This is a genomic window from Peribacillus sp. NPDC097198 (assembly GCF_044762055.1).
GTDB lineage: Bacteria > Bacillota > Bacilli > Bacillales > DSM-1321 > Peribacillus.
The window spans coordinates 299787-325841 of record NZ_JBIWDO010000001.1 but is presented as its reverse complement, the minus strand read 5'-3'; the positions used below and the strand labels follow the sequence as shown (position 1 = coordinate 325841).

At 39.7% G+C, this 26055-nt stretch carries 18 protein-coding genes and 1 pseudogene; 11 read left to right on the top strand and 8 right to left on the bottom strand.

Going from position 1 to position 26055, the window contains the following annotated elements:
• Window positions 1-2 precede the first annotated feature (2 nt).
• The 3 genes from ACIQXQ_RS01605 to tagD all read right to left on the bottom strand — a co-directional run bounded on the left by ACIQXQ_RS01605 (window position 3) and on the right by tagD (window position 3393).
• Entirely contained in the window at window positions 3-1727 is a 1725-nt protein-coding gene (locus ACIQXQ_RS01605) for a transglycosylase SLT domain-containing protein (protein ID WP_402954704.1), read from the bottom strand.
• A gap of 105 nt (window positions 1728-1832) precedes the next feature.
• Window positions 1833-3002, bottom strand: a complete 1170-nt coding sequence (locus ACIQXQ_RS01600) for a CDP-glycerol glycerophosphotransferase family protein (RefSeq protein ID WP_402954701.1) — start codon at window positions 3000-3002, stop codon at window positions 1833-1835.
• Window positions 2995-3393, bottom strand: coding sequence for a glycerol-3-phosphate cytidylyltransferase (gene tagD / locus ACIQXQ_RS01595; RefSeq protein ID WP_402954698.1), 399 nt, complete (start codon window positions 3391-3393; stop codon window positions 2995-2997). Before tagD ends, ACIQXQ_RS01600 begins: the two co-directional genes overlap by 8 nt.
• Before the next feature lie 389 nt (window positions 3394-3782).
• Between tagD and ACIQXQ_RS01590 the strand changes: the two genes are divergently transcribed.
• The 6 genes and pseudogenes from ACIQXQ_RS01590 to tagH all read left to right on the top strand — a co-directional run bounded on the left by ACIQXQ_RS01590 (window position 3783) and on the right by tagH (window position 14232).
• Window positions 3783-5939, top strand: a complete 2157-nt coding sequence (locus tag ACIQXQ_RS01590; protein WP_402954695.1) for a CDP-glycerol glycerophosphotransferase family protein — start codon at window positions 3783-3785, stop codon at window positions 5937-5939.
• Between the two features lie 347 nt (window positions 5940-6286).
• Window positions 6287-9616: a CDP-glycerol glycerophosphotransferase family protein gene (locus tag ACIQXQ_RS01585; protein ID WP_402954691.1), complete on the top strand. Its 3330-nt coding sequence runs from the start codon at window positions 6287-6289 to the stop codon at window positions 9614-9616.
• A 74-nt stretch (window positions 9617-9690) separates the two neighbouring features.
• Window positions 9691-11229, top strand: coding sequence for a glycosyltransferase family 2 protein (locus tag ACIQXQ_RS01580; RefSeq protein WP_402954687.1), 1539 nt, complete (start codon window positions 9691-9693; stop codon window positions 11227-11229).
• Between the two features lie 174 nt (window positions 11230-11403).
• Window positions 11404-12606, top strand: a pseudogene (locus tag ACIQXQ_RS01575) (CDP-glycerol glycerophosphotransferase family protein); the annotation flags it as partial.
• A gap of 3 nt (window positions 12607-12609) precedes the next feature.
• The gene (locus tag ACIQXQ_RS01570) at window positions 12610-13419 is read left to right on the top strand and encodes an ABC transporter permease (protein WP_402954683.1); all 810 of its coding nucleotides are present in this window, start codon (window positions 12610-12612) and stop codon (window positions 13417-13419) included.
• A gap of 15 nt (window positions 13420-13434) precedes the next feature.
• On the top strand, window positions 13435-14232 hold the full coding sequence (gene tagH, locus ACIQXQ_RS01565) for a teichoic acids export ABC transporter ATP-binding subunit TagH (RefSeq protein WP_402870547.1): 798 nt from the start codon (window positions 13435-13437) through the stop codon (window positions 14230-14232).
• A 13-nt stretch (window positions 14233-14245) separates the two neighbouring features.
• On the opposite strand, the gene ACIQXQ_RS01560 is transcribed toward tagH, so the two are convergent.
• The 3 genes from ACIQXQ_RS01560 to ACIQXQ_RS01550 form a co-directional block, all read right to left on the bottom strand.
• Window positions 14246-15388 (bottom strand): glycosyltransferase family 4 protein, encoded by a 1143-nt coding sequence (locus tag ACIQXQ_RS01560; protein ID WP_402954680.1) that lies wholly within the window; start codon window positions 15386-15388, stop codon window positions 14246-14248.
• Window positions 15389-15476: 88 nt separating this feature from the next.
• Window positions 15477-17003, bottom strand: coding sequence for a murein biosynthesis integral membrane protein MurJ (murJ, locus tag ACIQXQ_RS01555; protein WP_402954677.1), 1527 nt, complete (start codon window positions 17001-17003; stop codon window positions 15477-15479).
• A gap of 4 nt (window positions 17004-17007) precedes the next feature.
• Window positions 17008-18435, bottom strand: a complete 1428-nt coding sequence (locus ACIQXQ_RS01550; protein WP_402954674.1) for an O-antigen ligase family protein — start codon at window positions 18433-18435, stop codon at window positions 17008-17010.
• A gap of 111 nt (window positions 18436-18546) precedes the next feature.
• On the opposite strand from ACIQXQ_RS01550, the gene ACIQXQ_RS01545 reads away from it, so the two are divergent.
• The 3 genes from ACIQXQ_RS01545 to ACIQXQ_RS01535 all read left to right on the top strand — a co-directional run bounded on the left by ACIQXQ_RS01545 (window position 18547) and on the right by ACIQXQ_RS01535 (window position 21541).
• The gene (locus tag ACIQXQ_RS01545) at window positions 18547-19290 is read left to right on the top strand and encodes a WecB/TagA/CpsF family glycosyltransferase (protein ID WP_402954671.1); all 744 of its coding nucleotides are present in this window, start codon (window positions 18547-18549) and stop codon (window positions 19288-19290) included.
• 19 nt (window positions 19291-19309) lie between these two features.
• On the top strand, window positions 19310-20416 hold the full coding sequence (locus ACIQXQ_RS01540) for a glycosyltransferase family 4 protein (RefSeq protein WP_402954668.1): 1107 nt from the start codon (window positions 19310-19312) through the stop codon (window positions 20414-20416).
• 72 nt (window positions 20417-20488) lie between these two features.
• The gene (locus tag ACIQXQ_RS01535) at window positions 20489-21541 is read left to right on the top strand and encodes a glycosyltransferase family 4 protein (protein ID WP_402954665.1); all 1053 of its coding nucleotides are present in this window, start codon (window positions 20489-20491) and stop codon (window positions 21539-21541) included.
• 151 nt (window positions 21542-21692) lie between these two features.
• Here the strand turns inward: ACIQXQ_RS01535 and ACIQXQ_RS01530 are convergent, their stop codons facing one another.
• Window positions 21693-22715 (bottom strand): LCP family protein, encoded by a 1023-nt coding sequence (locus ACIQXQ_RS01530; RefSeq protein WP_402954662.1) that lies wholly within the window; start codon window positions 22713-22715, stop codon window positions 21693-21695.
• A 161-nt stretch (window positions 22716-22876) separates the two neighbouring features.
• Window positions 22877-23512 carry a YigZ family protein gene (locus ACIQXQ_RS01525; RefSeq protein WP_402954659.1) on the bottom strand — a complete coding sequence of 212 codons (636 nt, stop codon included), beginning with the start codon at window positions 23510-23512 and terminating at the stop codon, window positions 22877-22879.
• 634 nt (window positions 23513-24146) lie between these two features.
• Here ACIQXQ_RS01525 and ACIQXQ_RS01520 point away from each other — a divergent pair.
• Both ACIQXQ_RS01520 and ACIQXQ_RS01515 read left to right on the top strand, forming a co-directional pair.
• Window positions 24147-25298 (top strand): sensor histidine kinase, encoded by a 1152-nt coding sequence (locus tag ACIQXQ_RS01520; protein WP_402954656.1) that lies wholly within the window; start codon window positions 24147-24149, stop codon window positions 25296-25298.
• 48 nt (window positions 25299-25346) lie between these two features.
• On the top strand, window positions 25347-26030 hold the full coding sequence (locus ACIQXQ_RS01515; protein ID WP_402870571.1) for a response regulator: 684 nt from the start codon (window positions 25347-25349) through the stop codon (window positions 26028-26030).
• The last annotated feature ends 25 nt before the right edge of the window (window positions 26031-26055 follow it).

The window sequence follows — 26055 nt, the reverse complement described above, 5'->3', positions numbered from 1 at the left end:
CGTTATTGAACATTGGAAGAGGCGATATACCAAGTCGTTTTCGAACCTGATACTTGGATCTTGTACCAATTGAACAAGTTAGCGGCATTGTTGTCCTCTATGGAGCTTTCTACAATCTTGAATGTCGTTCCCTTTTTAAATGTTTGCTTTTTGGAACTGGTTGTCGATGGCTCATTTCTAAATAGCGTATCCTTCTTTAACGTGAATGAAGCTCCTTTTTTATGGAGCTGAGTGGATTGTGTTTGTTTAGGTGTTTGATAAGACAGCTTGTTTTGGAAATTCAGGATGCTGTCGCTAACCTTGATATCCACATCATCTTTGGTGAAGATATAAGGATTTACAAAGGCTTGTTGATTAATCAAATGATAGACCTTTGCCTGATAGGGAGCCTTTGCAGCTGGGTGGTTCCGTTCGGATAGACCGTTATAGGCCATGATGGCAAAGTACCAGTTTTCAAGAATGTCTGTTTTATAGTGATTGACCTTAGGCAATACAGGTCTCTTCGCATTGGCATAGTCCCACTTTTTTAGTAGGATCTCCACGCCTGCCTGAATATTATACTCCGTATCATACTTTACTTTATCCAAATCATAGCTTTTGTCTTCTTTGGATTGGGGCGTGATCTGCATGATTCCGTACCCACCATCCGAACTTGTGAACACGTCGCCGGCATTCGTGAATTGGTGCCACTTTCCATTCTCTGTTTTGGCAATGGCTTTAACAACCTCAGGTGGAATGTTCTTTTCGATTGCCTTCTTCGTTAGCAAGGCTTTTAATTCTTTCGTGCTTAGAAACATGTCGGACATGATGGTCGTTAGTTTTTGCTCCAATAAGTTTCTTTCAGAAGGAAGGGCTTTTATCTTTTTCATAATGGAATCACGAATTTGTGGGACCTTTGCATCTGACTTTCCCCGGGAGATAAGGCCATCTACCTTATCGTAGTCAGATTGAAGGGCAACCCATTCGCCAAGTTGATCTTTCTTCGAGAATTCCTTCTTGGCAAGGTCGTTCTGTATTGCGCTGAATTCCTTCTTCAGTTGTGCCTTTTGTTTTGTGTTGGAAATCGTATCGATATATAGAATGACCTTTTTATAATATGGCAGGATCTTTACGCTAGTGGCATTCATATTTTTCTTGGTATCGTTAATGGCCTGTTTCACGGTCGAAACCGTTTTTAAATTCCTCTTATGCTTTTCGACAGGCTTGATATACAGTGATTTCATTTTTTCTTTTGTTTTGGTTCCTTTTACCTGAGTGACCTTAATGGATTGCTTATCAAAGGTGGCTATAAGGGAAAGGTATGCCGTATGAGCGGATTGCGTGTAGGGCCCGGTTTTCAAAGCCTTTTCTAGTTTCATCCGTTTTTTGTCTATTTCTTTCCCGGCTTTAACAGCGGCGATATAAACCTTTCCAGTGTCCACTTTTGTCTTCACTTTCTTGAGACGATTGTTATACTTTGTTTTCGCCTTGCCGTTGGATAGCTTATTGACTTCCTTTAGAGCTGTCGCATACTTGGTGTTTGCCGATTTATATTCTTTCTCAGGCAGGTTTTTCCCGGTCGCTTTACCAGGGAGATAACTCAACGTATATAAAGTGGACGCTGCCTTTTCCGCATTGGCGACTGCGGTCTCTGTTTTGGAAACGGCATGCGTTGAACTTGGCTGTAGAATGGCAATGAAGAGAAAAAGGGTACAGAGGGTAAGGAAAAGTTTTTTAGCTTGTATCAAGAAATGAAACCTCCTAGTAAAATAGTCTATGTTACTAGTATTCTACCAGAAAATATATGAATTTACATAAAAAACCACCCTTGTATTTGGGGTGGTTGAAATAGTCTATTTTTTAGGAAAAAGGAAGTCGACCAGATTTTTGCTCGAATCCCCGTTTGAATACTGATTCCATTTTTGCTTGAAGGGTTCGACTTTTTCTAACTGGTAATCAGCTGTACGAATTTTCTCGAGAAGTTCTTCTGTTGTTGTGACGATGGGCCCTGGCATCGAAGATTTGTAGTCTTCCCAGAACCCACGCTCTTCTTCGTATTCTTGCAAGTCATAGGCAAAGAAGATCATGGGCTTTTGTAAAATGGAAAACTCAAATGGAATCGATGAGTAGTCCGTTATGAGAAGGTCTGTGCTTACAAGAAGCTCGTTCACGTGAAAATCGCCGGTAACGGGATACACGAATCCAGGAAACTGATGCATGACATCATGTTCAGCTGTTACAGCTGGATGAAGCTTGAGTAGTACCGCATAGTTCTCATTTTGTAGTTCTCTGTAGAGCAAATCTAAATCGAGCGCTACTTTTCCCGAGTTTAAGTCGGCATTCCGAAAAGTGGGAGCATACAAGATGATTTTCTTATTCTCAAGTTCGGGATATTTGGTCAACAGTGCCCGTCTTGCATCCTGCTTTGCACTTTCATTAAAAAAGAAGTCGGTACGCGGAATTCCTGTTCTGAGTATATGGGAATCCGGCAACTGAAAACTTTCCTGATAAATCCCGGCCATTTTATCTGAACCGGTCGTGACATAATCGAATTGTTGATAGACGCTTAAAAATCGTTTTCTGGCCCTGGATGAACGATCGACAATCGAAGGGTCCATGGCGCCGAATTTCTTGACGGCACCAGCCGCATGCCAGACTTGCACAAGGCTTACGGGCTTTTTGAATGTTACCGTCGAGAGAAAACCAAAATAGTTATCCATAATGATCCATTTGGATGTGGCCAGGTGATAAATGGATCGGATTAAGGCAATGATATTCTTGGTCTCAAACGGAAGGACGATGGTTGTCCCATCGTCCTTTACTTGTATATGGCTGCCTGCCTTCGTTAGAATCACTTTTTGGGAAGAAATGTTTTGCTTGTCCATTTCATCTTTAATGTACTGGCAGTTATCTCCGAATGTAGTGACGAAAGTTGTTTTATTTCTTAATGGGAATAGCTTGAAAAGTGAGAAAAGAACTTTGAAGCCTAATAAATAAATCTCGATCGCAATTTCCCTAGCCATTTGTAACTTTTAAAAGGTCATCTTTGATTTGTGAAGTGGATATTCCAATGGTTCTTGGCAGGTATACGACTTCACAAACTTCAGCTAATTCATCGAATTTGCCTTTCCAATCATCGCCCATGACAAAAACATCTACACCTTCACGAATGATATCTTCTCTTTTTTGTTCCCAAGTATTTTCCGGAATGACTTCATCTACGTATCGTATGGATTCAAGAATCATTTTCCTGTTTTCAAAGCTATGGTAGGACTTTTTATCTTTTAATGCGTTAAATTCATCCGTGGAAATAGCAACGATTAAATAATCTCCTAAATCTTTAGCGCGTTTAAGTAGATTAATATGTCCCCAATGAAGTAAATCAAAGGTTCCGTAAGTTATAACTTTTTTCATGATTTTCTCCTCCTGTACTTGTGAATTTATATATTTAGCAGAAATCTGAATGGTCAAATAGTAAGGAATCAATAGTAAAGCACTATTCTTAAACTTTTTAGATAGTAAGCAGTACACCTAATTATACCTTATTAAATTTACAATTGAACCACAAAATTTTTACAATCTTGTTGAAGATATAACATATCTAATCAACTTGGATATAATTTTACATTTTTTCCTGACGTAATTCAAAAATTTCTATTTCTAAGTTATGATGGTATTACTTGAAAAGTGGATTTTAAGTATTTCTTAAGTGGAAGAATTATGGGGACTGCTTCGTTGAACTTCGTGTTTTTATAATAGTCGCAATATTCTTTATATTAGTTTGGGAGGAGAAAAGATTACGGATGCAGAATAGTTTACTAAAAAATAGAAAGATAATTAGTGTGCGCTTAGATAAAGATGCTTATTGCATTGAAGTGGTCATTAAGCAGACGTACTTGGAAGGTGTGGAAGATTTCTTTTTTGTTATAACGAATAGATATAATGAAGATAATAGTATGTACTTGGATTTTGTGAAAAAGGATCAACTAAATGACTTTGATTTGTTTGAAATAATGGTGCCATTCAGTTCAGATATAGAGAAGCTCGTTGAAGGCGAAATATGGGACCTTCATATTTTAAGGATATTAGATAATAACGAGGTTAAGTCTAGAATTAAAAGCAAAGGGCACGAGTTAAATCTGTATTCCATTGTACAAGAAGACCTAGAAAAAATGGTTTATCCTTATACTACTAAAAAGGGGAATTTTTCTTTTTGTGCGAGTGATTATAAACTATTTTCTATGTTCGATGAATTACATGTAAAAAAGGATGGAACTATTCAATTTTCTGGTTATTTTAATTATCCACCATTATTTCAAATAAACGGTTATGAGTTTGGTCAGATGACGCTGCTCGTTAAGGATAATTTAACGGAAAATGAAAGGATGGTTCCTTTAAAAAGCGTAAATCGCGCTGAACAGGGCAAAAAGTATATCGGAAGTAAATTACCCGAAAATATAGGTTTTCAAGGTGAAGTTAATCTCCTGGAGGAATTAGAGTTAGAACAAGTTAAGCACTTTTCGTTTTACATGGTGCTTGATTATAAAATCAATGGTGTTCAGAAACAGCTGTTGAGTTTAAGAATGAAATGCAATTCGGTTCAAGGTCTTCCTGTTAGATATATTTTAAAGGTGAAGGACAAAAAGGTACAGCTGCGAATTAAATCGACAAAAGTCTCAGAGTACTTATCTCTTTCCGTTTCCCGTTATAACCTCAAAGCTGAGGTTGTTCAAGGGATTAAAAAGAGATGGGTGAAAATTCGTAGAAGCAAGCGGCTTATAAGCTGGTACAAAGCTGCTTTCACAGTTATCGGGATGTTGGTGCCAACCAATAAGAAGCTGGTGGTATTCGAGAGTTACCACGGAAAGCAATATAGTGATAGTCCAAGGGCTATTTACGAATATATGAAGGAACATTGTCTGGATTATAAGCTGATTTGGAGTGTGAACCGTGCTTCTATGAACTATTTTGCTCAAAAAGACGTCGAGTATGTTAGACGATTTTCAATACGTTGGCTTCTAATTATGACGAGGGCGAAATATTGGGTGAATAACGTTCGGTTTCCGATATGGCTTCCAAAGCCGAAGCACACGATTTACGTGCAAACATGGCACGGTACGCCACTTAAACGCCTAGCTATGGACATGGACGCAGTACATATGCCTGGAACAAATACCAGTAAATATAAAGTGAACTTCTTAAAAGAGGCAGGTAAATGGGATTACTTAGTGTCACCAAATGCCTATTCAACGGAAATTTTCCAACGGGCGTTTCAATTTAATAAGGACGTGATTGAATCAGGTTATCCGCGTAATGACTTCCTGAAGAACTCTAATAACGAAGAAACAATAAATGATCTTAAAAGGAAATTCAATCTGCCACTTGATAAAAAAATTATTTTGTATGCCCCTACGTGGAGAGATAATCAGTTTTACAGGAAAGGGAAATACAGATTCAATCTAGAGTTGGATTTAATGCGAATGCGTGAAGAGCTGGGCGACTCCTATATTACTATTATGCGTATGCATTATTTAGTGAGCCAAAATATGGACCTTACTGAATTTGAAGGCTTTGCGTATGACTTTTCCCACTTAGAAGATATTCGAGAATTGTATGTAATATCGGATATCCTTATAACTGATTATTCATCTGTATTCTTTGATTATGCAAACCTAAGAAGACCGATAATCTTCTTTACATATGATCTTGAAGATTACCGTGATAACTTAAGGGGATTTTATTTTGATTTTGAAGAAAAGGCACCGGGCCTTCTGACAAAAACGACAGAAGAGCTTATTGCCGGTGTGAAAGATATTCAAAGTAGGCAATTTAAGGTAAGTGAACGATTTGAAGAATTTTATGAGAAGTTTTGTTATCTTGAATGTGGACAATCAACTAAACGTGTCGTAGAGGCATTTGTGCAAACGGAGAAAGTGACCATGGATGTGGAACGTGAATGACCCCGCTGTTTTGACAGCGGGTCTTTTTAATTTGAAAACAATGTCCTTTCGGTGGATTATTACATAGTACGTGTTTTGGTGATACTTTCTGATTTCTACTTTAGTATGTACAAATTTTATTGAGTAATTACTTTAAATGTCTGTCTTAGTGATTTACATTATATAATGTACTCTTCTGCATAGAGTTAATTACTTAGAAGGCAAACGACATATCTTAAATGAGGATCCGCCTGGCTAATTGGACCTTATTATCATCAACATTGAGAAAAATATGAAAAAAGTTTATGATTTTAAAGTATATATTTTAAAATAGTTCTTTTTAAATAATAAATTATAGGTGGTTCGCCATGATAAACAAGCTTTTTAGAATAGGGAAAGCAAGAAAATCTCCTAAAATTAAATTAAAACAAAGTCTGACCATTACTCAAGATAAAGATTTTGTATTGATCAAAGGGAAGTTCTCTAAAGAATATTATTGTGCAAAAGAACTTTGGCTTTTTTCTAGAGAAGATGAAGAAAAAAAAGTAAAAATAGCTGAAACTGTTATTTCATCTGACTTTAACTTTGAATTAAACCTGAAACATTTAATCCAAAGTTTACAAGAGGATGAACCAGCTGTTTATGACTGTTATATAAAGGTCACCGTTCCTGTTGAACTGATTGGAGAAAAGACATTATTCAAAGTGCAGCATGGGGCCGACTGTGTAGAAGTTGATGGGCATTTAAATATTGAATATCTTATTCGACTTGGCCGTTTCCAGGAGACGAACATTGGTCAATTAGATTTTTATAACGATAAAGATAGACAATGTATATTCTCTATAACTAAAAAAGGGAATTTGTCTCTTTATATGAATGTCACACCTAATACTTCGATAAAATCTCAAATTGAAAAAATAATCAATAAACCAAAAATGATGCTTATCGATGGTCAAATCTTCACTAGACATTCAAAAATTTTATCTGGAGAAGGTGTAATCAAAGGACGACAAAGCGATCAAGAGTATAAGGCAGATATTTCTTTTATATATAACCAAGAAATGAATATAAAGAAGTTTGGTCTGAATCGCTATATATATAATATTAAATTAGATCTGGAACAAATAGTAAGTGAATCCTTAGAAGATGATGTATATGATATTTATATGAGGCTGCAGTTACATGATCAGGAAGAACCGAAGCTGGTCCGTATTGGGAGACCAACGACTCGAGCTAAATTATTTACTAAACAGACCAACGTTAGTAGAAATCGTACCGTTGCGATTATCAATCCGTACTATACGTTTAAAGCTTCCAATCTGTCTTTAGAAGTGTTTAACTTCCCGAAAGATACGTATGAATATCTAAGAAGGAAAATGGGATGGAGAAGATTCCTGAATGTATTTAAACAGAAGAAAGATGTCTGGCTGATTGGTGAAAGAATTTATAAAGCACAGGATACAGGATATCATTTCTTTAAATATATGAGAGAGAATCATCCGGATAAAGAAGTTTATTATGTGATTGAAGAAGGCTCTGTTGAAGCTAAGAACGTAGAGCCACTTGGAAATGTACTCTACTTCAAATCCAAGGAACATATTAAAAAGACTTTGGAATCGACACGTGTTATTTCTTCACATCATCCAGATTATTTATACCCTCTAAGAACGTCTACCTTCAAAAAGCGGGTTAAGTCGATTAAAGTCTTTCTTCAACATGGTGTAATGGGCACAAAAAATATGGTGGCTAATTACGGGAAGAACTCAACATCTGGTTTCAAAACGGATATTTTTCTAGTGAGTTCAGATTTTGAAAAGAATATGATTGTTACAGATTTTGGCTACAATGAAAAAGAAGTGTTTGCTACGGGTTTATCTAGGTTTGATTCCCTTTTTAATAATGATGTTTCAGTAAAACGACAACTGTTGATTATTCCAACTTGGAGAGATTGGATTACATCCGATGAAATCTTTTTGGAAAGCGAGTATTTTGAGCGTTATCAGGAATTAGTAAATCATCCGTTTTTACATGCTCTTTCTAAGAATTTCGGCTTTGAAATCATATTTTGCTTGCACCCCAATATGCAGAAATTCACTTCTTATTTTAAAGATGCCCCAGTAAGGGTGATTAGTCAGGGAGAAGTGGACGTTCAAAGGTTAATTAAGGAAAGCTCGATTATGATAACGGATTATTCTAGTGTGGCCTTCGACTTTAGCTTCCTTCATAAGCCAGTGATTTACTATCAATTTGATAGAGATCGTTTCATAGGGAGAAGACCATCGCATTTGGATTTAGATAACGATCTTCCGGGTGAAATCAGTAATGAATTGGATGAACTGCTTGCTATACTTGATAAGTATGCCAAAAATGATTTTACAATGGAGAATAAGTACATTGACAGAGCCAATCGCTTTATTAAATATCGTGATGTTCATGCTAGTGAGAGAATCTTTGAAGTCATTCAAAATGTAGGCAAAGATGAAAAGACGGCAGTGAAAATTTACAATCATCCGGTTATCAAGCTCTTAATGAATCGTTTTAGAAAGAGTAAATATTACTTCCCTGTTATGAAGAAAGTATATAAAATCATGTCTAAAGCCATTCCAGTTGATCAAAATCTTATTCTTTTTGAAAGTGGAATCGGGAAGCAATATTCCGATAGTCCTAAGTACATTTTTGAAGAACTAGTGAAAAGGGATAATAACTATAAAAAGGTGTGGGTTTACAACAGTAATTTACCTGTGAAGGATAAGAATACTATACGGATAAAACGTTTAAGTCCGGAATATTATTATTATTTAGCGAAAGCAGGCTATTGGGTAAATAATCAAAACTTCCCTACGTATTTAAGTAAAAGAAAAGAAACTACTTATATACAGACATGGCACGGTACACCTTTGAAAAAAATGCAATTCGACATTGAAAATATTCAAGGTAGAGATGATGGATATTTAAATCGAGTGCACAGTGCAACAAAGACATGGGATTACTTAGTGTCACCAAGTTCGTATGCCTCTAATGCCTTCAGGAGTGCATTCCGTTATGAAGGAGAAATATTAGAAACTGGCTACCCGAGGAATGATCTGTTTTATAGAGAAGACGTTTCAACGATTGCTAATGTTGTAACAGATAGATTGAAGTTACCGAAAGGGAAAAAGGTTATCCTGTATGCTCCTACTTTCCGGGATAATCAAACCTCAAAAAATAATAAATTTACATTTGATTTAAATTTAGATTTAGAGAAAATGAAAGAAGCACTTGGAGATGAATATGTTCTATTACTAAGAATGCACGTAGTGATTAGTAACAAGCTCAAAATTCCAGAAGGGTATGAAGATTTTGTTATAAATGTGTCCAAGTATTCAGATATACAGGAACTTTACCTAATTAGTGATATATTGATAACTGACTATTCATCAGTCATGTTTGACTTTGCTAATACGGCTCGTCCAATTTTGTATTACACCTATGATCTGGAAGATTACAGAGATAATATCCGTGGATTCTATATCGACTTTGAAGGTGAAGCACCAGGGCCATTCCTTAAAACGACTGAGGATATTATTGAATCCATTACCAATATTGATGAAATCAATAGGCAATATGAAACAAGATATAGTTTATTTAGAGAAAAGTATTGTGGAATAGAAGATGGACAGGCAGCGAAAAGAATCGTTGATAAATTCTTTGATAATTGATTCCTTAAAAGGGTATATAGTACAATAGCTGTTTTATTGAAATATGTACTTTAGACTTAAAAGGAGTGTATCGAATGAATTTTTTGGTGCGTCAAAAAGCGAGGGAACTTCTAAAGAGCGGTAATTTTCTTATAAAAAATAATCCTTCAAGCTTAAGAAATAAATTTTCAGGAAAAGTTAGAAAAGTTACTGTAGTTACTGCTGCTTATAATGCCGAAAAATTCATAAGAAAAACGATTGATTCAGTAGTAAATCAATCCATAGGTATAGATCAGATCGAATATATCATTATTGATGATTGTTCGACAGATGCGACTAATAAAATCATTCAAGAGTATACAGCTAAGTATAAAAATATCTGTTCAGTTACCCTACAAGAAAATAATGGGTCACCTGGGACCCCCAGAAACATTGGAATAGAATTGGGGACATCCAAATATATAACTTTTTTAGACGCGGATGACTGGCTTGCTCATGATGGATTGGAAACCCTCTATAACATCCTCGAAGAAACAGGCGATGATTATGTAGTGGGGAAAACGGTAAAAGTCGAATCTAAGTCAGAGAGTGTTATAGGTGAGTTTGCTTCCATTAAAGAAAGAAGAAGTATTACCCCAATGGATGTTCCACACTTTTTTTATCATATGGGTCCAACGGCTAGAATGATGAAACTGCCTATGGTTAAAGAAAATGAAATTGGTTTTCCTAATTTGAAATTTGGTGAAGATAAATGGTTTTTTATGGATGTTTTCTTTAAAGTGAGAGCAGTATCAACTACTAAAAAACCTATTTATTATGTCAATAGAACTTCTGAGAACCCATCGTCCTTAACACGTGCTACGAATGTGTTAGATAAAAGAAAAGCGGATCTAGAGGTAATAAGATATATTCAATCCAAGGATATTGCCAATGAATTGAAAAAGGCGGCTCTTAACCGGATTTATGAGTACGATATTGTAAAAACGTTCGATAGTCAAACTTTTGTGAAATCTAAGCATAAAAATGATTTTATAGAAATATTAAGGGAAGCTGTCGAAACAACGAAAACTCTGTCATATGACTTTAAGAATGAATTTAAAGAACCTATTTATAAATGTGCCATTGATTTATTTATGGAGGATCGTATTGATGATTTCGTAAAGTTATTTGAATGGTTAAAACGAGATCCCAATAAAAAATATCATATTATAGATGGTTTACCTTATTATGAACTTCCATTTCTGAAAGATGATTATCGCTACGTAAGGATACCGATGCTAGCTCGTGCAATAGATTCCTTTGTTATGGATAATGTCTATCATCAGAGTTTTGAGATCTATGGTGATGATCTAGATAACATAGACTCTGTATTGATACGTGATAGAAAAAGAATTGACAATGAAATCAATTGTGAAGTCCAAATAGAAGATAATAGAGGTCATTTCACTGTTTCTTTAGATAAAATTGATCGAATGGAAAAGTCATTATTTGCAGTATTCATTCGCTATAATGATTATCAATTGGTGAATATTAAAAGGATCCTGAAAAATAAGATGATCTATAATAATAAAAATGTGGAGTTTTATACAACAGTGGCAAATAATTTAGGACTAGCAATAAAGTCTTTGGAGTAGCTGTTACGTGTACACGGAAATAAGCTCTCCCTGATATGGGCGAGCTTATTTTTAGTTTTGAATATTTTAAAGAAGTAGGTTCTATTCTCTGGGTTAAAGCATTCAATCACCACCACCACTACTCAATAAACAGGGAGAAAAGATATGTCAATTGAAAAACCGAAAACGCCGAATAAACCTTCCTTGCTATCCATATTGAAAAAAAGTTTGAAAGCCATCTTTTTCAGAGCATATAAAATGGCATTCAGCATGGCAGGGAAAGTGTTGCCCGTCAATCACAAGCTTGTTGTTTTTGAAAGCTTTTTAGGAAAACAATACAGTTGTAATCCACGTGCGATATATGAATACTTGCAGAGTAACCATCCTGAATATAAAATGTATTGGAGTGTCGACAAAAGGTATACGGCGCTGTTTGAAGAGGCGGGCATTCCACACCTCAAACGATTTTCGGTAGGGTGGTTGCTTAAGATGACGCGTGCCCATTATTGGGTGACGAATAGCAGGATGCCGCTATGGATTCCTAAGCCAAAGCATACCGTATATTTACAAACCTGGCATGGTACACCATTGAAAAAACTTGCTTCAGACATGAAGGAAGTCCATATGCCTGGGACGACGACGGAGAGTTATAAAGAGAATTTCCATGCTGAATCAAGCAAATGGGATTATCTGATTTCTCCGAATGCCTATTCCAGCGAGATTTTTGCGCGCGCTTTTAATGTCGACCCCTCTAAAATTCTGGAAACCGGTTATCCACGCAATGATTTACTGTATAATGGGAATAATCGTGTTACAATCGACTCATTGAAACAGAAAATAGGGGTACCGGTGGAGAAAAAGGTCATTTTATATGCCCCCACTTGGAGAGACGATGAGTTTTATAGTAAAGGAAAATATAAGTTTGAAATAAAGCTGAACTTGGATCAAATGAGACAGGAATTAGGGGATGAGTATGTCATTTTACTCCGTCTTCATTATTTGATTTCCGAGAACTTGGATTTGTCGGCTTATCAAGGCTTTGCCTACGATGCATCGAGTTATGAGGACATCAGCCATTTGTATCTCATTTCAGATTTATTAATAACGGATTATTCATCGGTTTTCTTTGATTACGCAAATTTACAGCGACCGATGTTGTTCTATGTATATGATATTGAAAAATACAGGGACAAGCTTCGCGGGTTTTATTTCGATTTTGAAGGGACCGCACCAGGTCCGTTAGTAAAGTCATCGGATGCTGTCATTGAAAGCATCAAGGCGATGAAATTGGAGAAGCCCGTAGAGTTGGATCAGTTCCATGAGAAGTTTTGTGCACTCGAGGATGGTCAGGCTTCACGCCGTATCGTAGAAAAAGTGTTTTTAGGAAGGTCTGTGTAATATATGAGTTCAGCTTTGACCGTTTTAAAAGAACAAATCAATAATTTTTATTTGGTTAGACGCTTGTCAGCCTATGAAATGAAAAGCGCCAACAGCAATAACTACCTGGGGATCCTCTGGGAAATCATCAATCCGATGATTCAGATTGCGATTTATTGGTTCGTGTTCGGATTCGGGATCTTCAATCGAAAAGATGTAGATGGCCATCCATTCTTACCATGGCTGATGGCGGGGATTGTCGTCTGGTTCTTTGTGAACCCAGCCACGACCCAGGCGTCCAAATCGATCTATTCGAGATTGAATATGGTGTCCAAGATGAACTTTCCCATGAGTGTCATTCCTTCTTATGTCATTTTTGCGAAGTTGTATCAGCACTTTATGTTACTAGCAGTCATCATCATCCTTTTAGTTTTCACGGGATATGTCCCGACGTTTTACATCATTCAACTGCCATATTACATCGTTGCAACGGTAGCGTTGCTGTTTTCGTTCGGATTGATCACGTCGACGTTATCGACTGTCATCCGTGACGTACACAATATGATCCAGTCATTGATGAAAATCTTGTTTTATTTAACACCCATCCTTTGGATACTAAATGCGACCCAGCATCCGACGATCGTCAGTATTATGAAGCTAAATCCCCTATACTATATAGTGGAAGGGTATCGCGCTTCGTTGTTGGGGGAATCATGGTACTTCATCGGTCATTGGGAATACACACTTTATTTCTGGGCAGTCGTACTCGTCTTCTTTTTGATAGGTTCCTCGCTGCATGTTAGATTTAGAGATCGCTTTGTTGACTTTAAGTAAACTGGAAGTGAGATATTGGAAAAATCGGTAATTGTCAAAAACGTAACGAAGAAATATAAATTATATAATAAAAACTCGGAAAAGCTTCTCGACCTCCTTTTGCCCAAAAGCTATGGGGAAGAGTATTATGCGCTGAGAAACGTTAGCTTTGAAGCGGAAAAAGGTGACGTCATCGGATTTGTCGGGGTCAATGGCTCAGGGAAATCCACGTTATCGAATATCATTGCCGGAATCGTACCGGCAACGGATGGAAACGTCGTGACGAATGGTAAGACGGCGTTGATCGCCGTTTCATCCGGTCTTAATAATCAATTGACCGGGAGAGAAAACATCGAGTTGAAAATGCTGATGCTCGGATTCGATAAAAAGCAAATCCGTGAGCTGGAGCCTGAAATCATCGAGTTTTCGGAACTGGGCAAGTTCATCAATCAACCTGTAAAATCCTACTCAAGCGGGATGAAGTCACGACTTGGATTCTCCATTTCGGTGCATATCGATCCGGATATCCTGATCATTGACGAGGCTTTATCGGTCGGCGATAAAAACTTCGCTGAAAAGTGCTTGGAAAAGATGAATGAATTCAAGGAAAAAGGCAAAACGATGTTCTTCGTCAGCCATTCAATCGGTCAGATGAAGAAGTTCTGTTCGAAGGCATTGTGGCTCGAATATGGGGAAGTTAAAGCATATGGCACGATGAAAGAAGTCATGCCACAATATGAAACGTTCTTGAAGGAATATAAAGCGATGTCCAAAAAGGAACAAAAAAAATATCGCGAAGAGCAAATGGAAAAACGCAGTAAAGCAACAGTATAAAAAACAGGCAGACTCAAAACTTGGGTCTGCCTATTTTTGTGTCGAGCACTTCTTGATAGACGTCCATAAAATGCTTGGCGGCTGCCAGATGAGAGTATTCCAGCTCGATTTTTTCTCTGGCTTTTATGGCGAGCCTCTCGCCTTGGGAGGAATCGTTAAGCAGCATTGTAATGGCTTGAGCGAGTTCCACGGGATTCTTTTCCTCCACTAGCAGTCCGTCTTCCCCATCTGTAATGATTTCTTTAAGTCCGCCGATCCTGCTGGCAATGACGGGTGACCCGGAGCCCATTGCTTCTAAGGCGGAAATGGAGGTGGCTTCTTCCACTCCGTGTGAATGGACACTCGGGATAAGGACGATATCAGAGGCGCCATACACGTTATTCATATTCTCATAGGGAACAGAACCGAGGAAGAGCACGTACTCTTGCAGACAAAGTTTTGCAGCCGTTTCTTCAAGCTTGCTTTGTTGCTCCCCTGTCCCGGCATAGACTAACACCGTATCAGGATTCTTTTTCAGCACTTCGGGAAGAGCCAGGAGAGGGTAGATGACACCGTTTTTTTCCGTCATCCGCCTTGGGACGAGAAGCATCCTTTTATGTGAAGGAATTAGGAATCGTTTTTGCGTGTCTTCCCGGTTGGACGTATTGGGTTTGAATGCAGTGACATCAATGAAGTTTCTGATGGTGGTGGCCTCGACATGTGCAGCATGGCCGATGTATTCGTTGATGCGCCGGTCGACCGTCACGACTTTTGCCGCCGAACGATAGGCTTTTCTTTCATACTCTTGAAGCAGTAAGTCCTCCTCGCTGTTCTCGAAAATGGCGCCCCTGCTAATTGCCTCAAATGAATAATATCCATGCACCGTTTGGATCGTCGGGATTCCGGCTTCAATGGAAGCAAGGGTCGCAAAGATATCCTGGGCATGGATGATGTCGTACCTTTTCGTTGATTTTTTAATGGTTGCAGTCAATAATTTCATCCGTTGCCGGTCGTTAAACAGCTGTCCGCTTCCTTTTTTGATTGAATTTAATAGAAAGCCAGGGGCTTTTGCAAAGAGCGTTTTCCTGAATGCCGGCAAGTGCGAGAAGGATAAAGTATCCACCGTATGTCCCATCGATTCTAAGCCGCTTTTCAACGTCGTGATGTGACTGGACAAGCCTCCCTCATGGGGATAGGAAAATATCGTTGTCATCAAAATGTTCATACGATGATCCTTTCTTTTGAATGGTGAGTATCCAAATTCTTTAATTTCTTGAACGGATATTTCTTAAAATCTGCAGGCTGCTGCTTTTAAAAAGGAAGGATAGAAGGAGATAACCTCCGAATACGAGAGCGGTGATCATACTCAATTCAAGGAAAATCGGAAACTCTATACTATATGGATGAAGCCATGAAGCGATTCCATAGAGGATGCTACCCATGACCAAAAGCTTGCCCATCTCTTGAAGAATTTCAGTGAATAAGGATGCATCCGCTTTTGTCGTGTTCACGTGTAGCAAGCTGAACAGGAAGATACATTGGATGAGCATCGAAAGGCCTGTTGCAAGGGCGATTCCTCCGACACCGAGAAAACGCGATAGCACCCAGCTGAGCAGGATATTCAGTAAAACGGCACTCAAGCAGGAATACATCGCCATTTTCGTTTTTTTCAAGGCGTAAAAGGCATTCATCAAATAATCCCTCGCTGCAAAAAAGGGAAGGGCTGCCGCATAAAAGAAGAAAGCGGCATAGGTGGTGTCTGCTGCGGACGCATCAAAGGCACCACGTTGAAAGGCAAATGCGATCAAGCTTTTCCCACTGACCAACATGACGATCATGAAGGGGACTGATAAAAAGGCAAGTGCCTTCAACCCTTTTAAGGTAAGAGTGAGAAAAGCACGATAACTTTCAAGGGCGCGACCGACGATGGAAGGATACAGTACGGTAATGATGGGTGTAAGGACAATGCTCAGTGGCAGCCAAAGCAGCCGGTTTGCATAGTTAAGGGCCGACACGCTTCCTGACTCAAGTGAGGTCGCGATGATCCGGTCGACGACACTATTCAGCTGGAGTGCCAATGCCGCGATGATGATCGGGTAAAACATCGACAATGCCTCAATGATTTCCCGTTTATGTGATTTGAAAGAAAACACCAAGTGAAAATGGTCCTTTTTTAATGCCGGGAATTGAATCAAGAATTGACTGGCGGCCCCGATTAAAAATCCCCAGGCCAATCCTTTCACACCAAAGGGTGCTGCGAATAAGACCGTGGCTACAATGATCACCGTATTGTGAGCCGTTGACGTGAAGGCGGGAAGCAGGAAACGCTGATTGGCTTGCAGGATTCCTGTTGCCATGTAGGCAAGTGTGAAAAACAGTAAACTTGGCAGCATGATCCTAGTCAATACTTCCGTTAATTCGAGTGCAGAACCCGTGAACCCTGGGGCTACCATCCAGACGAGCGGCTTTGTGAAGAGAAGGCAGAGGAGGGTCAGGATGATGGCAACCATCACGAAAAAGGAGCCCAAAACACTGATGAACTCATCGGCTTTTCTTGGGTTTCTCTCTTTTTTCTCCAAATAGATGGGGATGACACCCGCTTGAAGGCCACTGCCGAGTGCGGTAAATAGTATGGTCGGAATAAGGCTCGCCACAAAGAAGATGTCGGCCGTCGATGATGCACCGAAGTACGCAGCGATGATGGATTCCCGCCCAAAGCCCAGGACTTTTCCAATGGCACCGATGATGGTGACGATTCCTACCGATTTAACAACATGTGAAAGTGCAGGCATAGGTTCAACCCTTTGAAAAGATGTCCTTTTGTAAACAAAAGCCTAAACAACTATAAAAGAAGAGCGTAAATGTCTTATCTTCAAGGATATTGTAAAAAAGTCCGGCTATAAGCGCTGCCAGCAATAGGCAGATGGTGAAGGCGGCCGCCAATCGGTTGTTGCTGTGAAGTAGTGCACGATAGGTTAAAAAAACAAATCCGAAAACGGCCGCCAAGCCGAGCAGGCCGGTCTGGACCAGAACCTGGATGTATTGGTTATCTGTATACATGTTTTCGCCAATTCCGTATTCCTGATAAATCGGCGATGAAAAGGAAAGGGTGGCGGAATCTCCGAAAGTCGCAAGCCCTGTACCGATTACAGGATGGTCCATGAAAATTTCCATTCCTTTGATCACCACATATAACCGGCCCCACTCTGTACTCTGGCTTAAGCTCTCATCAGAATAAATCTCTGAAAACCGCTTGGAGAGGGCCTGATCACCTTCGGGAGGTAGGCTCCCTATTATCATCGTGTCGACAGGAACGGAAGCGGACAGATCATCATTGCTTGATGTGAATGAAATGGGAAAGTAAATGAGAAGCAGGCCACAAAGGAATGAACCCAACCCATATAGAAAAAGCGGTTTGTTTTTTGTCAGGATGATGTACAGGAGAGAGGCCATCCCGAATGCAATCATCGTACCCCTGGAATAGGTGAATAATAAGGTCCCGAATATCAGGGCGGACGAAAGAAAAATCCAGACTCTATGTTTTTTGGCAGCTTGGAAGAGAAAGAAACTAAAAAAGAACTGAATCCCTAAAAATAAGGCAAATACATTGGGATTGGCTGCTGCTCCATAAATTCTCATGTTGTTTATCGGAGGGAGTTCCCATGCGCTCCAACTGTCAGGAATGAGAATCGTGCGCGAGAAACCTTTCTCGATTAAACCGTGAATGGAAAGTGCGACCGCAAATAGGAGCATCCCCTTTAAAAAGAGTAAGATATCCTTTCTTTCTAGATGTAGTTCACCGATAATGTAGAGGAGCAAGAAGGTCACGAGCAATGCCCGTAGTTCAAATAAAATCGGAATGAGATCCACACCGGTCATGAACGCGGCGATCACCCCTACTAAGCAGAACAACAAAAATGGAACCGTAAAATGATAGTTTGCGGTGGACCACTCTTTATTCTTCACTTTTTCAATCAGCACAGAAAGAAATAAAATGAGGATGATGAAGTCACCGGAATAGGTTAATCCGTTATTTAGTTCCATGAATAAGGGTCGGGCAGGGAAGTACATGAATAGAATGAATAGCAGATGTTTTTTATGGATGAATGCAAAAACGACCAGCGTTGCGGTTGCGGCGTAGCCGACAATCGGATTAGGTATGGCTAATGGGAAGAGTAGGCACGCGATCAGAATGGGCAGTGAATATTTTTCAAGAAGCTTCAACGACGAAAAACCACCTTTGCATGAAGGTTCCGTTATAAGATGTGTATGAGAAAAACCTTGAATAATTCCTGACCCTCTAAATATATAGTACATATGAAAGGCTGAAAAAATATGAGCGAGAAGTTTGTGGAAATCTTAACGATTCCCTTTATAGATACGAATATGGATGAATTTATAAATCAGATGCTGTATCCAAGAATGAGAAATCAAGAAAAAACGTTTGTCGTAACGGCAAATCCTGAAATTGTGGAGTATGCAAATGAACATCAGGATTATAAGGACATCATTACGAACGCGGATTACATTACCCCGGATGGCATAGGTATCATTATGGCGTCCAAATGGCTGGATCAACCACTTCAGGAGCGAATTACAGGGTTCGACCTGATGAATGAACTTTTCTTCATTGCCAATGAACAAGCACTTAAGGTGTATTTATTGGGGGCGGAGGAATCCGTGATTGAAAAAGCGGCCGCCAAAGTCCAACAGCAGTATCCTGGACTAAACCTGGTCGGCCATCATCACGGTTATATTGATATTGAGGATGAAACCTTGGCGAAATCGATAGCGGATCTTGAACCGGACATCGTTTTGACGGCCTTAGGCTTTCCACGGCAGGAAAAGTGGACATCGCTCCACTATCCCTTGTTTAAGAAAGGGCTTTTCATGGGAGTCGGCGGAAGCTTCGATGTTCTCGCAGGGAAGGTGAACCGGGCTCCCGTTGTGTGGCAAAAAATGCGTCTTGAATGGATGTACCGGCTGATTCAGGAGCCTTCCCGATGGAAGCGGATGCTGGTGTTGCCACAATTCGTATGGAAGGTCAGGCGGATAAGGAGAAAGGTACAGCGTTCCTAAACAATAAGGAGTGGACTGGATGAAAATCTTGCACCTAAACGCTGGAAATGAAACCGGCGGTGGTATGTTTCATATTCTGTCCTTGCTGAATCAACTAAATAAAGAAGAGTGCCTGCTTGGCGTGTTTGAAGAAGGGGAATTGTATCGTCAGGCAGTGGCCTCTGGCATTCAAACCGAAATTTTCAGGCAGCGATCCAAATTTGATTTGACCATATTGAAACCTTTACGGAACTTTATCCGTCTACATCATATAGACATCATTCATACACATGGACCACGGGCTAATATTTACGGGGTGCTTTTAAAGCGGTTAGTAAAATGTCCGTGGGTCCTTACTGTACACAGCTCCCCTGCTTATGATTTTTTAGGGATGGGGCTAAAAGGGAAGCTCTATACAAGCTTGCATCTATTGTCATTAAAGCAAGCGGATCATCTATTGGCGATTTCCAATGAATTTAAAGATGAATTGACTGGTCAGGGAATATCACCCACCAGAATCACGAAAATCATGAATGGCATAAATTTTGAACAGAACATAGAAGAACCTTATCAAAGGGCGGAGTTCGGTTTGGAAGCGGATGATTTCGTCATGATCATGACAGCCAGGCTTGAACCGGTGAAGGGGCATGAATTCGCCTTGGAAGCAGTAGCTGACATGGTTTCTGATTTTCCTCATATAAGGCTCTTGATTGTTGGAGATGGCAGAAGAAGGCGTGCATTAGAACAGGTGGTTTTGGATAAGGGATTATCTGACCATGTGTTCTTTTTAGGGTACCGTGATGATATGGAAAGGCTATATCCTTTGGCAGATTTGACCTTGCTGACTTCGATAAGCGAGAGTTTTCCGCTTGTTCTATTGGAAGGGGCGAGGGCTGGATTGCCGGCCCTTACGAGTGATGTCGGAGGGGTGAAGGAACTCATACCCGATAGAGAACATGGTTGGATTACCCAGGTGGGCAATGTTCAGGAGATCACGGAAAGCATCCGCGAGGCCATCATCCTGAAAAAAGACGGAAAGTTGACAAAGATAGGAACTAATTTACAAAAATTTGCAAAAAACAACTTTCCTATAGAGATTTTAGCTGAAAACATATATAATATTTATTTGAGGATGAATAAAAATTAAGTAATGACATATATAGTTTGTTTTATAGATTATTAGGGTATTAGATTTTAAGTTGAATAGAGGTGGTTCTTGATGTTAATAGGGGCCTTATTTGTAGCATTCTTTTTATCTCTTCTTTTGACTCCATTTGTCGGGAAACTCGCCTTTAAACTTGGAGCAACCGATAAACCGAATGAGCGGAAAGTTCACGTAAAAATTATGCCACGCATGGGTGGTTTGGCGATATTCTTGAGTTTTTTAATTACTGTACTGGTTTTCACGGATGATTTTTTAGGGCAGTTGCCACTGTTGGTCGGCGCCCTTGTCATCATTTTGATTGGTATTGCGGATGATATATATGAATTAAGGGCTGCGCCTAAGTTTTTAGGCCAGATTTTAGCTGCTCTCATCATCGTGTTATGGGGCGGGCTTGAAGTGGAATTTATTAATCTTCCATTTTTCACGGATAAGCTTGAGTTTGGGATCTTCAGTATTCCCATCACGATTTTATGGATTGTCGGCATCATCAATGCCATCAATTTGATTGATGGCCTAGACGGACTTGCAGGTGGGGTCTCGACGATCGCTTTGGTGACCATCGCGACGATGGCCCTTATCAAAGGAGATTTATTTGTTGCGACGATTGCCTTGATTGTCATTGGTAGCACCCTCGGGTTCTTGAAATACAATTTTCACCCGGCAAAGATTTTTATGGGGGATACAGGTGCCCTGTTCCTGGGGTACATCATTGCGGTACTTTCCTTGCTTGGATTCAAAAACGTCACAATGATTTCCTTGATTGTCCCGATCATCATCTTGGGGGTTCCCATTTCGGATACATTCTTTGCAATCATTCGCAGGCTTGTCAATAAGCAACCGATTTCGGCCGCTGACAAATCGCATCTACATCATTGCTTATTGAACTTAGGTTTCACTCATAAGCAGACGGTTATACTCATTTATGCATTAGCAGCATGCTTTGGACTCGCTGCGATCATCTTCTCCTTTGCGACATTATGGGGAGCGTTGATTCTTGTAGCCGGTATCCTCGTGCTCATTGAGATATTGGTCGAGAAAATCGGGCTGGTCGGTTCCAATTACCAGCCACTGTTGAAAATGCTTAATGCACGTAATATAAAAAAATAAACGGAAGGCTGTTCCTGATTTTTCAGGACAGCCTTTTCTTTATTTTACGCTTTTTATAAGCTTGTGATTTATGGAGTTTAAAGGGCAGATGGGGAATGAATCTCTAGCTCAGTCAAATGAAAAAGGGACTCGAGGTCGAGTCCCTTTTTCATTATTCAATCTGTGATTCTGCGGCATCTGCTTGACTGCTAGTCTTTGTCGGTCCCAGGTTCATGTGGGATTTTAAAAGCAGCTTAATGTTTTCAACGGAGGTTTCATTTAATTGATAATAGTACGTTCCGTTAATGTTCGAATCGGTACCCTCAAGCTTGACCGTTTCGAGGTTAAGGCCATTATCCGTCGTCACATATTTGATGAAGCCTCTAATTTGTGAAAATTGAAGGTTCGTTGTCATGTTGTCGCCTACAGCCTCCATTACATCGGTATACTTTGATATGGCGCCAACCGTAGTTGCTTTGGAGATGATGGCTTTCAAGACTTCCTGTTGACGTTCACCACGTTGGATATCACTGTCCTGCTTACGTGTCCGGGCAAAGGCCAATGCTTCTTCACCATCGACTGTCTGTAATCCTTCTTTTAAATGAATGGCGTTCTTTTTGTCATGAGAATCCATTTCATGCATTTCATAAGGAACATCGACTTCGATGCCATCTAAAGAATCGACAACATCAATGAAGGCGTTAAAGTTCATTCTGACATAATAATCAACCGGGATATCAAACAACTCTTCCACTGTGTCCATCGTAGCTTTTGGCCCACCTGCTGCATGTGCCGCATTGATTTTTGTGGTCACGCCTTTTTCTGGGACGTACACATATGAATCACGTGGGATGCTCAAAAGCTTAATAGATTTTTGATCTTTATTGAATGTAGCCAAAATCAGGGCATCCGATCGTGAATTTCCTTGGTAGTCCCGTTCATCACTATCGTCGATTCCAATAAATAGGATAGAAAAGTTGTCTTCGAGCGGGTCTATTGCTTCATCCCGCTTCGCTGAAGCTTCAACAGGGTCGTAGGAACCATCGAAAACGTTCTGTGCTTTCGCATATAAACTAGCGGCATACGTTGTGGCGCCTAATACGAGAACCAACAGGGGGACTAGAACTAGCCAAAGTCTTTTACGTCTTTTTCTCTTTGTTTTTTTAATTTTATAAACACGTCTAGTAGTAGACATCTTTTCTTCTCCTTTTAAATAGCAGATTTAACCCGCTATTCTTCGAATCCTTCAATATATATCGTCAAGTATTACAGTTAATTTTACATGGATATCATGAATTCGTAAAATAAATATTTCTTTTTCAAGTGAAAAATAGTAAAAAAAGGAAATGGCACGTCCTACAGGAGTTCCTCTTCCAGATATAGAATCTCGCCTTCTGCTATACTTCCTTGGCCATTCGTCAGCTCAGTCATCCAATTTACATACGCCTGCTTCTGTCCTTCCTCCACATAAACAAGGAGAATGACTTGATCAAGATATTGGATATCTTTCATTTGATAAATAGAGGAGCGTAGTGCATTTTCCACTTTTCCGAGCCACGTATACTCGATGCTTGTGGACATCACACGCATTAGTTTCCGAACGACCACACCTGTTGTATTGATTCCTTCTGAAGTGGCTTTGCTATAAGCGCGGATGAGGCCGCCTGCACCGAGCTTGATGCCTCCGAAATAACGGGTAACCACAACGGCCGTATCTTTGAGGTCTTTTTTCTTAAGGACTTCAAGGATGGGTACACCTGCTGTTCCGCTTGGTTCGCCGTCATCAAGGGCTTTTTGGATTTGATTTTGTTCGCCAATCATATAAGCTGAACAATTATGAGTTGCATCTTTGTGTCTTTTCTTTACTTCCTGAATAAAGGCCTGTGCTGCTTCTTCTGTTTCGACTCGGGCGACATGGGAAATGAACCGGGATTTTTCAATGACGATTTCGTGTTCCCCTCGTCCTTTTACCGTTAAATAATGAGGGAGCATGACTTTTCCACCTTCGTTCTTTCTATATAATCGATTAATTATAAATCTTAGCTTGAATTGTGGCAACGAAGTTTGACGTAAATTAAACATGTGTAAAGAAACTTTAATATAAGAAAAATTTGTACGTGTTATAATTAATTTTATTGACTGTAAATCTTTCGTAGTTGTATTTTTATGCTTAAAAGAATATCTTTATGGCTAAATCAATGCGTTTTGGACTATATTCCTGACTCTTCCTGATAGAGTTCATGCATATAAGGAATTATGCCATTTTAGTAATTTTCTGTTTCGTATAATAATTAAGGTTGTAGAATATTCAATTTTGTTTGATTAGGATAAGTTGTATGGGATAATGAGATTTCTTATCTATACAAGTGGGCCGTTCATCCTCAATTCTGTATCAGCCCAGTGAGCTCGAAGTATGCTAAATATGTATATTTTGTGTAAATCCATTATTGAAAGTAACGTATTTTTCTTCTTTTTTTGGTACAATATGTTCATGAAGGTTTCTTCTTAAATGTTACCTGCTGTAATATAAACATTCATGAATTAGGAAAAAGAATATTTTTCCGTATACATAGTCTAAATGACAACAACATGGTTAAAGTGTGTTGATTTAAGTGGAGGGATCTTGATGTCCATACACAAGGTTGATGCTAAAGCATTGGACAAGATCTTAGAAACAATGGTAAGCACGGTTAGTGAAAGCAGGAATGAAGTCTTTGATATTGAAGAGCAATGCCGCAAAGATTTCGAATCACTGACAAAAGAGCTTGAAGATGTGAAAGTAAGAGTTGCGATAATGATAAATGACAGCGATTCACTGGATTCTAAAGCAAGATTTGCTCGAAAGAGGCTTTCTGAAGTCAGTATGCACTTCAACCATTTTTCTGAGGAACAGGTGCGCGATGCGTATGAAAGGGCTCATAAGTTGCAAGTCGATTTACAAATGAACAGGCAGCTTGAAAAAGAGCTTCGTAATAGACGGGATGAACTTGAACTCAGAATAAAAGGATTGCAACACACGATTGATAAAGCCGCACATCTTGTCTCGCAAATCTCTGTTGTACAGAATTATTTAACCCAGGACTTGAAATTTGTAGGGGAAGCCCTTCAAGAAGCTAAGCGTAAGCAAGACTTCGGCTTGAAGATCATCGAAGCCCAGGAGCAGGAGCGGAAAAAGCTTTCACGGGAAATTCATGACGGTCCGGCACAAATGCTCGCCAACGTCATGATGCGTTCGGATTTAATTGAACGTGTCCAACGGGAGAGAGGTCCTGATGAAGCACTTGTGGAAATCCGCAGCTTAAAAGTCATGGTGCGTAATGCATTATATGAGGTGCGCAGAATCATTTATGATCTTCGTCCTATGGCGCTTGATGATTTAGGACTAGTTCCTACCCTCAGAAAATATCTACAAACAACCGAAGACTATAATATCAATAGCGGCGTGCGTCTGAATTTTGTCAATATGGGCCAAGTCATAAGGCTTCCCTCCGATATGGAAGTCGCTTTGTTCCGTCTGGTTCAAGAGGCCGTGCAGAATTCATTAAAACATGCTCAGCCCAAACATATTAGTGTCAAACTATCCATTTCCAAAGAGCTAGTGACCGTCGTCATTAAAGATGATGGAAAAGGGTTCGATGCGGCCATCCAAAAAGAGGGTTCTTTCGGCTTAGTCGGAATGAGGGAAAGAGTCGAGCTCCTCGAAGGAAGCATGACGATAGACTCGCAGCCGGGGGCAGGAACGTTGGTATTGATCCAAGTCCCTTATCAATTAAAATAAACATCCAAATGCAGAGGCATTTAAATAGAAATTAGGAGGAAGAAGCCGTTGAAGACAAGTATCATCATTATCGATGACCATCAGCTTTTCCGCGAAGGCGTTAAGCGTATTTTAGATTTTGAATCATCCTTTGACGTTGTCGCCGAGGGCGATGACGGAAGCGAGGCTATGGACCTCGTAGAAGAGCACAAGCCAGACGTTGTTATCATGGATATCAACATGCCGAATATGAACGGGGTAGAAGCAACGAAGATGCTTGTACAACGTTATCCTGATACAAAGGTCATCATTTTATCGATTCATGATGATGAAAACTATGTACAGCATGCATTGAAAACAGGAGCACAAGGCTATCTGTTAAAAGAAATGGACGCAGATGCATTGATCGATGCGGTTCGTGTTGTCGCTGAAGGTGGTTCATACCTTCACCCGAAAGTGACGCACAATCTGGTCAAGGAATATCGCCGTTTGGCCGCTGAAGAAGGAGCCGATCGCGATTCCCTATATGCTGTGGAAATCAGAAGACCTCTTCACCTGTTGACTCGACGCGAGTGTGAAGTCCTTCAACTTCTAGCTGATGGAAAAAGTAACCGTGCCATCGGTGAAACGCTTTATATCAGTGAGAAAACCGTCAAGAACCACGTAAGTAACATTCTTCAGAAAATGAATGTAAATGACCGTACGCAGGCTGTTGTCATGGCTATCAAAAACGGCTGGGTCGAAGTGAAATAAATAAATTCATGATTTTGTCCGGTTC

What these genes read in the sequence shown, in the direction of transcription:
- ACIQXQ_RS01600 (WP_402954701.1), bottom strand. Translation starts at nt 3,002, where the DNA reads ATGGCTAGGGAAATTGCGATCGAGATTTATTTATTAGGCTTCAAAGTT.
- tagD (WP_402954698.1), bottom strand. Translation starts at nt 3,393, where the DNA reads ATGAAAAAAGTTATAACTTACGGAACCTTTGATTTACTTCATTGGGGA.
- ACIQXQ_RS01590 (WP_402954695.1), top strand. Translation starts at nt 3,783, where the DNA reads ATGCAGAATAGTTTACTAAAAAATAGAAAGATAATTAGTGTGCGCTTA.
- ACIQXQ_RS01585 (WP_402954691.1), top strand. Translation starts at nt 6,287, where the DNA reads ATGATAAACAAGCTTTTTAGAATAGGGAAAGCAAGAAAATCTCCTAAA.
- ACIQXQ_RS01580 (WP_402954687.1), top strand. Translation starts at nt 9,691, where the DNA reads ATGAATTTTTTGGTGCGTCAAAAAGCGAGGGAACTTCTAAAGAGCGGT.
- ACIQXQ_RS01570 (WP_402954683.1), top strand. Translation starts at nt 12,610, where the DNA reads ATGAGTTCAGCTTTGACCGTTTTAAAAGAACAAATCAATAATTTTTAT.
- murJ (WP_402954677.1), bottom strand. Translation starts at nt 17,003, where the DNA reads ATGCCTGCACTTTCACATGTTGTTAAATCGGTAGGAATCGTCACCATC.
- ACIQXQ_RS01545 (WP_402954671.1), top strand. Translation starts at nt 18,547, where the DNA reads ATGAGCGAGAAGTTTGTGGAAATCTTAACGATTCCCTTTATAGATACG.
- ACIQXQ_RS01540 (WP_402954668.1), top strand. Translation starts at nt 19,310, where the DNA reads ATGAAAATCTTGCACCTAAACGCTGGAAATGAAACCGGCGGTGGTATG.
- ACIQXQ_RS01535 (WP_402954665.1), top strand. Translation starts at nt 20,489, where the DNA reads ATGTTAATAGGGGCCTTATTTGTAGCATTCTTTTTATCTCTTCTTTTG.
- ACIQXQ_RS01530 (WP_402954662.1), bottom strand. Translation starts at nt 22,715, where the DNA reads ATGTCTACTACTAGACGTGTTTATAAAATTAAAAAAACAAAGAGAAAA.
- ACIQXQ_RS01525 (WP_402954659.1), bottom strand. Translation starts at nt 23,512, where the DNA reads ATGCTCCCTCATTATTTAACGGTAAAAGGACGAGGGGAACACGAAATC.
- ACIQXQ_RS01520 (WP_402954656.1), top strand. Translation starts at nt 24,147, where the DNA reads ATGTCCATACACAAGGTTGATGCTAAAGCATTGGACAAGATCTTAGAA.